This window comes from Serratia quinivorans (genome assembly GCF_946227985.1).
GTDB lineage: Bacteria > Pseudomonadota > Gammaproteobacteria > Enterobacterales > Enterobacteriaceae > Serratia > Serratia quinivorans_A.
On sequence record NZ_CAMKGL010000006.1, the window covers coordinates 96,299 to 108,733 of the forward strand.

Below are 12,435 nucleotides of genomic sequence, written 5' to 3' on the forward strand. Positions count from 1 at the left end.
GAGACATGAGCGAACGCAAATATTTTGGTACCGACGGCATTCGTGGCAAGGTCGGTGATAGTCCTATTACCCCTGAGTTCGTTTTGAAGCTGGGCTGGGCGGCGGGTAAGGTACTGGCACGTCACGGCTCTCGTAAAATCATTATCGGTAAAGATACCCGTATTTCCGGCTACATGCTGGAGTCTGCGTTGGAAGCCGGGCTTGCCGCTGCGGGGTTGTCAGCGTCGTTTACTGGCCCGATGCCGACGCCGGCGGTAGCCTATCTGACGCGCACCTTCCGTGCTGAAGCCGGAATTGTGATCTCGGCATCACATAACCCATTTTACGACAACGGCATCAAGTTTTTCTCTATTGATGGGGCCAAGCTGCCGGATCATGTTGAAGAAGCTATTGAAGCCGAAATGGAAAAGCCGCTGACCTGCGTGGAATCATCAGAATTGGGTAAAGCCAGCCGGATCATCGATGCCGCCGGCCGCTATATCGAATTCTGCAAAGGCACCTTCCCGAGCGAATTGAGCCTGAAGGGCCTGAAAATTGTGGTGGACTGCGCCAACGGTGCGACCTATCACATTGCGCCAAGCGTACTGCGTGAGCTGGGCGCCACGGTGATTGCCATTGGTGTTGAGCCGGACGGCATGAACATCAATGAAAAGTGCGGCGCGACGGATGTTCGTCAACTGCAGGAACGCGTACTGAAGGAAAAAGCCCATGTCGGCCTGGCATTTGATGGCGACGGCGACCGCGTGATGATGGTTGATCACCTTGGCAACAAGGTCGATGGCGATCAAATCCTGTATATCATCGCTCGTGAAGGGCTGCGTCAGGGCCAGTTGCGCGGTGGTGCGGTTGGCACGCTGATGAGCAATATGGGGCTGGAACTGGCGCTCAAGCAGTTGGGCATCCCATTTGCACGTGCGAAAGTCGGCGACCGCTACGTGCTGGAGAAGCTGCAGGAACTGGGGTGGCGTATCGGTGCGGAAAACTCCGGCCACGTAATTCTGTTGGACAAAACCACTACGGGTGACGGCATCGTTGCCGGTCTGCAGGTGCTGACTGCGATTGTTCGTAACAGTATGAGTCTGCACGACCTGTGCAGCGGCATGAAATTGTTGCCGCAAATTCTGGTCAACGTGCGCTTTGCCGGCGAGCATAACCCGCTGGAATCTGAAGAAGTGCGTAAAATCACCGAGCAGGTTGAGGTAGAATTGGCCGGTCGCGGCCGCGTTCTGCTGCGCAAATCCGGTACCGAACCGCTGATCCGCGTGATGGTGGAAGGTGAGGATGAGCAACAGGTGACTGCGTTGGCACATCGCATCGCCGATGCGGTGAAATCCGCTGGTTAATTGACCGTTGATGAGTTCGGGGGCGGCAGTTGCCCCCTAAAATCACAGCCTGCGAATTTTATTGGTGTTTTTTTCCGCAAACGCGCCGGTGGCTGCAAATTGCCCTTGCGCGGTTTGGCACCTTTGGTTAGTATTCACACCCGCTTCAGTGGGCAGTTTGATATAACGCCTGCGACTTCTTGTTAGAAAAGAAGCCTATGGGGTGTGAAGCATTTGGCACGCGGTGAAGCCGCAAGGATACGGGTACAACTATGTACGAAGCTCTTCTGGTAATTTTCCTGCTGATCTCAATCGGGCTGGTAGCTCTGATTATGCTGCAGCAAGGTAAAGGCGCTGATATGGGAGCCTCATTCGGAGCAGGTGCATCTGGCACATTGTTCGGTTCGAGTGGTTCCGGCAACTTCATGACCCGCATGACGGCTGTGCTGGCGACGTTGTTCTTCGTCATCAGTCTGATCCTTGGCAATCTGAGCACCAACCAGACCAAGAAGGGCAGCGAGTGGGAAAACTTGGGTCAGCCAGTGAAATCTGAGCAGACTACCGCGCCGGCGGCACCAACCAAGCCGAGCAGCGATATCCCACAGTAAGCGCAAGCAGTAACAGAGTTTGAAAACGGTTGTTGTTACCTCGATATAAATAACAGCCGTTAGCAGTAAGAATCAGTACCGAGGTGGTGGAATTGGTAGACACGCTACCTTGAGGTGGTAGTGCCCTAACGGGCTTGTGGGTTCGAGTCCCATCCTCGGTACCAAATCCCAGAGATAACTTGCTATTTTGCGATTATCGGCGTAATATTTGCCACGTTTTCGGACGCGGGGTGGAGCAGCCTGGTAGCTCGTCGGGCTCATAACCCGAAGGTCGTCGGTTCAAATCCGGCCCCCGCAACCACTTTCCTTTAAGTGTTTATTTTCAAATACACTTTTCGATTGAATTCCGCTTTTCTCGATCAACATTTGAAAATGACACTTGCTAGAAAGTTGCACCGAAGCCGCTTAGCGGCAAACAGGGTCCAGTTGCATAAAGCCCCGAATTTTCGGGGTTTTTTGTTATTTGGCAACAGAATCACTGGGCTATTAGGCCCTTTTTTTATGTCTTGGGGGTGGGCTTGTCCACATTAGAGCAAAAATTAACAGAGATGCTTTCGGCACCGGTAGAAGCGTTGGGCTTTGAACTTGTAGGCATCGAATTTATTCGTGCGCGCCAATCGACGCTCCGTATCTATATTGATAGTGAAAATGGCATCAATGTTGACGATTGTGCTGATGTCAGCCACCAGGTCAGCGCTGTATTGGACGTTGAAGAGCCAATCACAGTCGCTTACAACTTGGAAGTCTCCTCTCCTGGCCTTGATCGCCCGATGTTCACCGCCGAGCACTATACTCGTTTCCTCGGTGACGAAGTCAGCCTGGTCTTGCGCATGGCCGTACAGAACCGTCGCAAATGGCAGGGCATTATCAAGTCTGTCGATGGCGAGATGATCACGGTTGCTGTGGAAGGGAAAGATGAAGTGTTCGCGCTGAGCAATATCCAGAAAGCGAACCTGGTACCCCACTTTTAAAGTTTGGATGAGGCAACTAGGATGAATAAAGAGATTCTGGCTGTTGTTGAAGCTGTTTCCAATGAAAAATCCCTTCCGCGTGAGAAGATTTTCGAAGCGCTGGAAACCGCATTAGCCACCGCCACCAAGAAAAAATACGAGCAGGAAATCGAAGTTCGCGTCAGCATTGACCGCAAAACTGGCGATTTCGACACCTTCCGCCGTTGGGTCGCTGTAGATGAAGTGACTCAGCCAACGCGTGAAATCACGCTGGAAGCTGCACAGTATGAAGAGCCAGGTATTGAGCTGGGCGGTTATATCGAAGATCAGATTGAGTCTGTGACCTTCGACCGTATCACCACTCAGACCGCGAAACAGGTTATCGTACAGAAAGTACGTGAAGCCGAGCGCGCGATGGTTGTTGACGCTTTCCGCCAGCACGAAGGTGAAATCGTCACCGGCGTGGTGAAGAAAGTTAATCGTGACAGCATTGCGCTGGACCTGGGTAGCAACGCTGAAGCGGTCATTGGCCGTGAAGACATGCTGCCTCGCGAAAACTTCCGTCCGGGCGACCGTATCCGCGGTATCCTGTACGCCGTTCGTCCTGAAGCCCGTGGTGCGCAGCTGTTCGTCAGCCGCTCCAGCGCTGAGATGTTGAAAGAACTGTTCCGCATTGAAGTACCGGAAATCGGCGAAGAAGTCATCGAAATTAAAGCGGCAGCCCGCGATCCTGGCTCCCGTGCAAAAATTGCAGTGAAAACCAACGACAAACGCATCGACCCGGTCGGCGCTTGCGTAGGTATGCGCGGTGCGCGCGTTCAGGCCGTTTCGAGCGAGCTCGGCGGTGAACGTATCGACATCATCCTGTGGGATGATAACCCTGCGCAGTTCGTCATCAACGCCATGGCACCGGCAGACGTTGCCTCAATCGTGGTTGATGAAGATAATTGCACTATGGATATCGCCGTTGAAGCCAGCAATCTGGCACAGGCGATCGGCCGTAATGGCCAAAACGTGCGTTTGGCATCCCAGCTGTTAAAACAGCATCGTGACGATGATCGTTGGGAACTGAACGTGATGACGGCGGACGATCTGCAGGCCAAGCACCAGGCCGAAGCTCATGCCGCCATTGATACCTTCACCAAACATCTTGATATTGACGAAGATTTCGCCACCGTACTGGTTGAAGAAGGCTTCTCTACTCTGGAAGAGTTGGCTTACGTGCCAATCAAAGAGCTGCTGGAAATCGACGGTCTGGATGAAGATATGGTTGAAGCGTTGCGCGATCGCGCCAAAGCTGCATTGACCACGCTGGCCCTGGCACAAGAAGAAAGCCTGGGCGACCAAAAACCTGCTGACGATTTGCTCAACCTGCCGGGTCTTGAGCGCAGCATGGCCTTTAAACTGGCCGCGCGTGGGGTTTGTACGCTGGAAGATCTTGCCGAGCAGGGTGTTGACGATCTGGCTGATATTGAAGGGCTTAGCGATGAGCAAGCCGGCGAGCTGATTATGGCCGCACGTAATATCTGTTGGTTTGGCGACAACGCGTAATAAACTGTAGCAGGAAGGAACAGCATGACGACAGATGTAACCGTAAAATCACTGGCAGCAGAGATTCAGACTCCAGTTGATCGCCTGGTACAGCAGTTTGCTGATGCAGGGATTAACAAGTCTGAGACAGACTCTGTAACCCAACATGAGAAAGAAGCCTTACTGGCGCATCTGAACCGTGAACACGGTAGTGCGCCGGGTAAGCTCACGTTGCAGCGCAAAACGCGCAGCACCTTGAATATTCCGAGCACCGGCGGTAAAAGTAAATCGGTGCAAATCGAGGTCCGCAAGAAACGCACTTATGTAAATCGCGATACGCCAGAAGCCCAACAGGCTGAAGCGGCAGAGCAGGCACAGCGTGAAGCGGAAGAGCAGGCACAGCGCGCAGCAGAAGAGCTGGCGAAACGCGAAGCAGAAGCAAAGCGCGCAGCCGAAGAGCAAGCCAAACGTGAGGCCGCGGAGATTGCTAAGCGTAATTCAGCGGAAAAAGAAAAAGTGACGAATCAACATACCGACGAAATGACCAAGCCAGCTCAGGCAGAAAAAGCACGCCGTGAAGCCGAAGCCGCTGAACTGAAACGTAAAGCGGAAGAGGAAGTACGACGCAAGGTTGAAGAAGACGCCAAACGCGTAGCGGAAGAAGCGCGCCGCATGGCCGAAGAGAAAGGCGAAGAATGGGCTGCTGCTGAGAAAGCCAGCGCAGCGGTTGAAACTGCCGATTATCATGTAACCACTTCACAGCACGCCCGTGCTGCCGAAGACGAAAACGACGCCAAAGTTGAAGGCGAACGCCGCACCCGCACTCGTGGCGGTAAAGCGACCAAGCAGAAAAAAGGCAACAAACTTTCCGAGTCTAAAGCAGACCGTGAAGAAGCGCGCGCCGTGACCCGTGGTGGTAAAGGCAAACGTAAGCCAAGTACTCTGCAGCAGGGCTTCAACAAGCCGGCTCAGGTGGTTAACCGTGACGTTGTGATCGGCGAAACCATCACCGTAGCCGAACTGGCTAACAAGATGGCGGTTAAAGGCTCTCAGGTCATCAAAGCGATGATGAAACTGGGCGCAATGGCTACCATCAACCAGGTCATCGACCAGGAAACCGCGCAGCTGGTTGCCGAAGAGATGGGCCACAAAGTTATCCTGCGTCGTGAGAACGAGCTGGAAGAAGCGCTGATGAGCGACCGTGATACCGGTGCTGCGGCTGAGCCACGTGCGCCAGTTGTGACCATCATGGGCCACGTTGACCACGGTAAAACTTCTCTGCTGGACTACATCCGCTCCACTAAGGTGGCAGCAGGCGAGGCCGGTGGTATCACCCAGCATATCGGTGCTTACCACGTAGAAACCGAAAACGGCATGATCACCTTCCTGGATACCCCAGGCCACGCAGCCTTTACTTCAATGCGTGCTCGTGGTGCTCAGGCGACAGACATCGTTGTTCTGGTGGTTGCTGCCGACGACGGCGTGATGCCGCAAACCATCGAAGCTATCCAGCATGCGCAAGCAGCGAAGGTACCTTTGGTGGTTGCAGTAAACAAAATTGACAAGCCGGAAGCCGATCCGGACCGCGTTAAACAGGAACTGTCCCAGTACGGCGTTATGCCGGAAGAGTGGGGCGGCGAAGCACAGTTCGTTCACGTATCTGCGAAAGCCGGTACCGGTATCGACGAACTGCTGGAAGCTATCCTGCTGCGTTCTGAAGTTCTCGAACTGAAAGCGGTACGCAGCGGCATGGCCAGCGGCGTAGTTATCGAATCCTTCCTGGATAAAGGTCGTGGTCCGGTTGCTACCGTGCTGGTACAGGAAGGTACGCTGAATAAAGGCGATATCGTTCTGTGTGGCTTCGAATACGGCCGTGTGCGTGCGATGCGTGATGAACTGGGTCACGAAGTGACCTCAGCAGGTCCTTCTATTCCGGTTGAGATCCTGGGCCTGTCCAGCGTTCCTGCTGCCGGTGATGAAGTGACTGTAGTGCGTGACGAGAAGAAAGCGCGTGAAGTTGCTCTGTACCGTCAAGGCAAGTTCCGCGAAGTTAAACTGGCGCGTCAACAGAAATCCAAACTGGAAAACATGTTTGCGAACATGACCGACGGTGAAGTTTCTGAGCTGAACATCGTACTGAAATCCGACGTACAGGGTTCTTGTGAAGCGATTATGGATTCACTGCTGAAACTCTCTACCGACGAAGTGAAAGTGAAGATTGTTGGCTCTGGCGTAGGTGGTATCACTGAAACCGACGCCACGCTGGCAGCGGCTTCCAACGCTATCATCCTGGGCTTCAACGTCCGTGCCGACGCTTCAGCGCGCCGCGTGATTGAAGCAGAAAGCCTGGATCTGCGTTACTACTCCGTGATCTATAACCTGATCGACGAAGTGAAGCAGGCGATGAGCGGTATGTTGGCGCCTGAGTACAAGCAGCAGATTATCGGCCTGGCCGCCGTGCGTGACGTGTTCAAATCACCTAAATTCGGCGCCATTGCAGGTTGTATGGTTACCGAAGGGAACATCAAACGTCACAACCCAATCCGCGTTCTGCGCGACAACGTGGTTATCTATGAAGGCGAGTTGGAATCCCTGCGCCGCTTCAAGGATGACGTTAACGAAGTCCGTAACGGCATGGAATGTGGTATCGGCGTTAAGAACTACAACGACGTGCGCGTCGGCGACATGATCGAAGTATTCGAAATCATCGAGATCCAACGCACCATCGCTTAACGCTAGCACATCTGCTTAAGTCTGTTCTGGGGGGCCTTGTGCCCCCCGATTTGTCTGGAGAATCCATAATGGCAAAAGAATTCAGCCGCGGTCAGCGCGTGGCACAAGAGATGCAAAAAGAGATTGCTATCATTCTGCAGCGTGAAGTCAAAGATCCGCGTGTCGGCATGGCTACCGTTTCTGGTGTAGAAGTTTCTCGTGATTTGGCCTATGCCAAAGTTTACGTCACCTTCCTGAACGTATTGACCGAAAACGCCGATCCGGATTTGGTGCCTAAAGGCATTAAAGCTCTGGAAGACGCTTCCGGCTACATCCGCACGCTGCTGGGTAAAGCCATGCGCCTGCGCGTAGTACCTGAGCTGACCTTCGCTTACGACAACTCCCTGGTTGAAGGCATGCGCATGTCAAACCTGGTGACCAACGTAGTGAAGAATGACGCCGAACGCCGTTCCGCATCAGGCGATGACGAGGAGGCTTAATGAGTCGCCCTCGTCGCCGCGGCCGTGATATCCACGGTGTCCTGTTGCTGGACAAACCGCAGGGCCTGTCATCCAACGATGCCCTGCAAAAAGTAAAGCGCCTCTATAACGCCAATCGTGCGGGCCATACCGGCGCGCTCGACCCGCTGGCGACCGGCATGCTGCCGATTTGCCTCGGTGAGGCGACCAAGTTTTCACAGTTCCTGCTCGACTCCGACAAACGCTATCGCGTGATTGCCAGACTGGGTCAGCGTACCGATACCTCGGATGCCGATGGCCAAATTGTGCAGGAGCGGCCGGTGAGTTTCACCCAGGCGCAGCTCGATGCGGCGCTGGACAGCTTCCGTGGCGATATCAAGCAGGTGCCTTCGATGTACTCGGCGCTGAAATACCAGGGCAAGAAGCTCTATGAGTATGCTCGCCAGGGTATCGAAGTACCGCGTGAAGCTCGCAGCATTACCGTGTACGAACTGCAGTTTATTCGCTGGGAAGGGGATGAACTGGAGCTGGAAATTCACTGCTCAAAAGGCACTTACATTCGCACCATCACCGATGATCTCGGCGAGCTGCTGGGATGTGGCGCGCACGTGATTTACCTGCGTCGTCTGCAGGTGGCGACCTACCCGACCGAGCGCATGGTCACGCTGGAGCAGTTGAACGAATTGCTGGAGCAGGCCCATCGGCAGGAAATCGCCCCGGCCGAGCTGCTCGATCCATTGTTGATGCCGATGGACAGTCCGGTGGAGAACTACCCGGAAGTGAATCTGCTGCCAGTGGTAGCGGGTTACGTTAAGCAAGGGCAACCGGTTCAGGTTGCCGGTGCACCGGCCTCGGGCATGGTTCGTATCACCGAAGGTGAAGAGCGTAAATTTATCGGCGTGGGTGATATTGCCGATGACGGTCGTGTGGCGCCGCGCCGCCTGGTAGTTGAATATTTCGACTAAGGGTAGAAAACGCACTGCCTTGCGATCGCACTGCGCTAAGGGTAGAATGGCGCAGCTTATGCATTGGGTTGCTGAATTAGAGATCGGCGCCTGTATTTATTATCTATAATCTGGAGTAAGACAATGTCTCTAAGTGTTGAAGCTAAAGCTAAAATCGTAGCTGATTTCGGTCGTGGTACTAACGACAGCGGTTCTTCCGAAGTTCAGGTTGCCCTGTTGACTGCGCAGATCAACCATCTGCAAGGCCACTTCTCAGAGCACAAAAAAGATCACCACAGCCGTCGTGGTCTGCTGCGTATGGTTTCTCAGCGTCGTAAGCTGCTGGACTACCTGAAGCGTAAAGATGTAGCACGTTACACCAGCCTGATCGAGCGTCTGGGTCTGCGTCGCTAATCAAGCGAGTTTCAGTGGAAAGGGGCCTATTTTGGCCCCTTTCTTCTAGGAAGCATAAGCAAATCAGGTTAATGTATTACTGATGTTTCCAAACAGGATCTTCCGTTACAGAGGTTCGCGCGGCTAATGAGAGGCTTTGTCTCAGGCTTGAGATAAGGATTGTCATTAGTCGCGAGGATGTAGTGAGAAGGCAAACCGAGTCACTGGCGTGTCGAGTCGACAATACGATTGCGCGCCTAATCTAAGGATATAATTTTGCTGACACCGATCATTCGCAAATTCCAGTATGGCCAGCATACCCTCACTATTGAGACCGGTATGATGGCTCGTCAGGCCACTGCCGCCGTTATGGTGAGCATGGATGACACCGCAGTATTCGTTACCGTGGTTGGCCAGAAAAAAGCCAAACCAGGCCAGAGCTTCTTCCCACTGACGGTTAACTATCAGGAGCGTACCTACGCTGCTGGTCGTATCCCGGGTAGCTTCTTCCGTCGTGAAGGCCGTCCGAGCGAAGGTGAAACCCTGACCTCCCGTCTGATTGACCGTCCGATCCGTCCACTGTTCCCAGACAGCTTCCTGAACGAAGTTCAGGTTATCGCGACCGTTGTTTCCCTTAACCCACAGGTTAACCCGGACATCGTGGCGATGATCGGTGCCTCTGCCGCCCTGAGCCTGTCCGGTATTCCGTTCAATGGCCCAATCGGTTCTGCGCGCGTGGGTTACATCAACAATCAATACGTGTTGAACCCAACCAGCGACGAACTGAAAGAAAGCAGCCTGGATCTGGTGGTTGCCGGTACCGCTGGCGCAGTACTGATGGTTGAATCCGAAGCGGACGTTCTGAGCGAAGATCAGATGCTGGGCGCGGTGGTCTTTGGCCACGAGCAACAGCAAATCGTTATCGAGAACATTAATTCCCTGGTTGCCGAAGCCGGCAAAGCCAAGTGGGACTGGCAGGCACCTGCAGTCAACGAAGCGCTGCACGCGCGCGTTGCAGAACTGGCAGAAGGCCGCCTTGGCGACGATTATCACATCACCGAAAAACAAGAGCGTTACGCTCAGGTCGATGCGATCAAGAGCAGCGTTGTTGAAACCCTGTTGGCACAGGACGAAACCCTGGACGTGTCTGAAATTCAGGACATCCTGGGTAGCGTTGAGAAAAACGTCGTTCGTAGCCGTGTGCTGCGTGGCGAGCCGCGTATCGACGGCCGTGAAAAAGACATGATCCGTGGTCTGGACGTACGCACAGGCGTACTGCCGCGCACCCACGGTTCCGCACTGTTCACCCGTGGTGAGACTCAGGCACTGGTTACCGCAACGCTGGGTACCGCCCGTGACGCGCAGAACCTGGATGAGCTGATGGGCGAAAAGACCGACAGCTTCCTGTTCCACTACAACTTCCCTCCGTACTCCGTTGGTGAGACCGGGATGGTAGGTTCGCCAAAACGTCGTGAAATTGGTCACGGTCGCCTGGCGAAACGCGGCGTATTGGCTATGATGCCTAAACCAGAAGATTTCCCGTACACGGTGCGTGTGGTTTCTGAAATCACCGAATCCAACGGTTCTTCTTCCATGGCTTCCGTCTGTGGTGCTTCTCTGGCATTGATGGATGCAGGTGTGCCAATCAAGGCAGCCGTTGCCGGTATTGCAATGGGCCTGGTGAAAGAACAAGATAACTTTGTTGTTCTGTCCGACATTTTGGGTGACGAAGATCACCTGGGCGACATGGACTTCAAAGTAGCCGGTAGCCGTGACGGTATTACTGCGCTGCAGATGGACATTAAAATTGAAGGCATCACCCGCGAAATCATGCAGGTTGCACTGAACCAGGCCAAGGGCGCGCGTTTGCACATCCTGGGCGTGATGGAACAGGCTATCAGCACCCCGCGTGGCGATATCTCTCAGTTCGCACCACGTATTCACACTATCCGAATCAACCCGGACAAGATCAAAGACGTGATTGGTAAAGGCGGTTCAGTCATCCGTGCGCTGACTGAAGAGACCGGCACTACCATCGAAATCGAAGATGATGGTACAGTTAAAATCGCTGCTACCGACGGTGAGAAAGCGAAATTCGCTATCCGCCGCATCGAAGAGATCACTGCCGAGATCGAAGTGGGCCGTATTTACCAGGGTAAAGTTACCCGTATCGTTGATTTCGGCGCATTCGTGGCGATCGGCGGCGGTAAAGAAGGTCTGGTGCACATCTCTCAAATCGCTGACAAGCGCGTTGAGAAAGTGACCGACTATCTGCAGATGGGTCAGGAAGTACCGGTTAAGGTACTGGAAGTTGACCGTCAGGGCCGTGTGCGTCTGAGCATCAAAGAAGCGACCGCACCAGAAGCAGGTTCACCTGCGCCTGAAGCAGAATAACTGTATAGATAGATTTACAGCTCCCAGCCATGGGGTTGGGAGCTGTTCGTATCGCGCGGGCAGGATGCCTGCGTATTAGCAAACGGATGAAAGGATGTTCATCCAATGTTTGTCTTCGGGAGTGGGAAATGAAGCCTTTCTTGCGCTGGTGTTACGTTGCGACAGCACTCATGCTGGCAGGATGCAGCAACCATGATTGGCGTAAAGACGAAGTTTTGGCGATCCCGTTGCAGCCAACACTGCAGCAGGAAGTGATCCTGGCACGCATGGAACAAATACTTGCCAGCCGGGCACTGACGGACGATGAGCGTGCGCAGCTTTTATATGAGCGCGGTGTGCTGTATGATAGCCTCGGGCTACGTGCTCTGGCGCGCAATGATTTCTCGCAAGCGCTGGCGATACGTCCTGATATGCCAGAAGTTTTCAACTACCTGGGCATTTACTTAACGCAGGCAGGCAATTTTGATGCTGCCTATGAAGCGTTTGATTCTGTACTAGAGCTTGATCCAACTTACAATTACGCGCGTCTAAACCGGGGCATCGCACTTTATTATGGCGGCCGCTTCCCGTTGGCGCAGGATGATCTGCAGGCGTTTTATCAAGACGACCCAAACGATCCCTTCCGTTCGTTGTGGCTGTATCTTGTGGAAAGAGAAATCGATCCCAAGAAGGCTGACGTAGCGCTCCAGCAGCGTTATGACAAAGCGAACCGAGGGCAATGGGGATGGAATATTGTCGAATTCTACCTGGGCAACATCAGTGAAAAAACGCTGATGGAAAGGCTCAAGGCAGATGCAACGGATAACACTTCGCTCGCTGAGCATCTCAGTGAAACTGACTTCTATTTGGGTAAACACTACCTGAGTCTGGGGGACAAGGACACCGCTTCGGCGCTGTTCAAACTGACGGTTGCTAACAACGTTCATAATTTCGTTGAGCACCGCTATGCATTGTTGGAATTGGCGCTGTTGGGCCAAGAACAAGACGACCTATCGGAATCGGACCAGCAATAGCTGACGAACAACTATCAGCCTGATATACATTGGTTTTTTGCCAAAGTTATCGCCTTTACGGGCGAGGGCTTTTTTGTTCGTTTTATAATC

At 53.6% G+C, this 12,435-nt stretch carries 10 protein-coding genes and 2 tRNA genes; all 12 read left to right on the forward strand.

The window, feature by feature from the left end:
- Window positions 1-5 precede the first annotated feature (5 nt).
- Window positions 6-1,343 (forward strand): phosphoglucosamine mutase, encoded by a 1,338-nt coding sequence (glmM, locus tag OCH02_RS16280; RefSeq protein WP_174354057.1) that lies wholly within the window; start codon window positions 6-8, stop codon window positions 1,341-1,343.
- A gap of 251 nt (window positions 1,344-1,594) precedes the next feature.
- Window positions 1,595-1,930 (forward strand): preprotein translocase subunit SecG, encoded by a 336-nt coding sequence (secG, locus tag OCH02_RS16285; protein WP_012004944.1) that lies wholly within the window; start codon window positions 1,595-1,597, stop codon window positions 1,928-1,930.
- Window positions 1,931-2,007: 77 nt separating this feature from the next.
- Window positions 2,008-2,094: transfer RNA gene (locus OCH02_RS16290), tRNA-Leu, on the forward strand.
- Between the two features lie 60 nt (window positions 2,095-2,154).
- Window positions 2,155-2,231: transfer RNA gene (locus OCH02_RS16295), tRNA-Met, on the forward strand.
- Window positions 2,232-2,448: 217 nt separating this feature from the next.
- Window positions 2,449-2,901 carry a ribosome maturation factor RimP gene (gene rimP, locus OCH02_RS16300; protein WP_012004945.1) on the forward strand — a complete coding sequence of 151 codons (453 nt, stop codon included), beginning with the start codon at window positions 2,449-2,451 and terminating at the stop codon, window positions 2,899-2,901.
- Between the two features lie 21 nt (window positions 2,902-2,922).
- Entirely contained in the window at window positions 2,923-4,431 is a 1,509-nt protein-coding gene (gene nusA, locus OCH02_RS16305; protein WP_012004946.1) for a transcription termination factor NusA, read from the forward strand.
- Between the two features lie 24 nt (window positions 4,432-4,455).
- Window positions 4,456-7,143, forward strand: a complete 2,688-nt coding sequence (gene infB / locus OCH02_RS16310) for a translation initiation factor IF-2 (protein ID WP_261110114.1) — start codon at window positions 4,456-4,458, stop codon at window positions 7,141-7,143.
- 68 nt (window positions 7,144-7,211) lie between these two features.
- On the forward strand, window positions 7,212-7,622 hold the full coding sequence (rbfA, locus tag OCH02_RS16315) for a 30S ribosome-binding factor RbfA (RefSeq protein ID WP_085119479.1): 411 nt from the start codon (window positions 7,212-7,214) through the stop codon (window positions 7,620-7,622).
- On the forward strand, window positions 7,622-8,566 hold the full coding sequence (truB, locus tag OCH02_RS16320; RefSeq protein WP_012004949.1) for a tRNA pseudouridine(55) synthase TruB: 945 nt from the start codon (window positions 7,622-7,624) through the stop codon (window positions 8,564-8,566). Before rbfA ends, truB begins: the two co-directional genes overlap by 1 nt.
- 123 nt (window positions 8,567-8,689) lie before the next feature.
- Window positions 8,690-8,959 (forward strand): 30S ribosomal protein S15, encoded by a 270-nt coding sequence (rpsO, locus tag OCH02_RS16325; RefSeq protein ID WP_012004950.1) that lies wholly within the window; start codon window positions 8,690-8,692, stop codon window positions 8,957-8,959.
- 255 nt (window positions 8,960-9,214) lie between these two features.
- On the forward strand, window positions 9,215-11,332 hold the full coding sequence (pnp, locus tag OCH02_RS16330) for a polyribonucleotide nucleotidyltransferase (protein WP_261432082.1): 2,118 nt from the start codon (window positions 9,215-9,217) through the stop codon (window positions 11,330-11,332).
- A gap of 128 nt (window positions 11,333-11,460) precedes the next feature.
- Window positions 11,461-12,345 carry a lipoprotein NlpI gene (nlpI, locus tag OCH02_RS16335; protein ID WP_012004952.1) on the forward strand — a complete coding sequence of 295 codons (885 nt, stop codon included), beginning with the start codon at window positions 11,461-11,463 and terminating at the stop codon, window positions 12,343-12,345.
- Window positions 12,346-12,435: the final 90 nt, after the last annotated feature.

What these genes read in the sequence shown, in the direction of transcription:
- rpsO (WP_012004950.1), top strand. Translation starts at nt 8,690, where the DNA reads ATGTCTCTAAGTGTTGAAGCTAAAGCTAAAATCGTAGCTGATTTCGGT.
- nlpI (WP_012004952.1), top strand. Translation starts at nt 11,461, where the DNA reads ATGAAGCCTTTCTTGCGCTGGTGTTACGTTGCGACAGCACTCATGCTG.
- rbfA (WP_085119479.1), top strand. Translation starts at nt 7,212, where the DNA reads ATGGCAAAAGAATTCAGCCGCGGTCAGCGCGTGGCACAAGAGATGCAA.
- glmM (WP_174354057.1), top strand. Translation starts at nt 6, where the DNA reads ATGAGCGAACGCAAATATTTTGGTACCGACGGCATTCGTGGCAAGGTC.
- secG (WP_012004944.1), top strand. Translation starts at nt 1,595, where the DNA reads ATGTACGAAGCTCTTCTGGTAATTTTCCTGCTGATCTCAATCGGGCTG.
- truB (WP_012004949.1), top strand. Translation starts at nt 7,622, where the DNA reads ATGAGTCGCCCTCGTCGCCGCGGCCGTGATATCCACGGTGTCCTGTTG.
- infB (WP_261110114.1), top strand. Translation starts at nt 4,456, where the DNA reads ATGACGACAGATGTAACCGTAAAATCACTGGCAGCAGAGATTCAGACT.
- nusA (WP_012004946.1), top strand. Translation starts at nt 2,923, where the DNA reads ATGAATAAAGAGATTCTGGCTGTTGTTGAAGCTGTTTCCAATGAAAAA.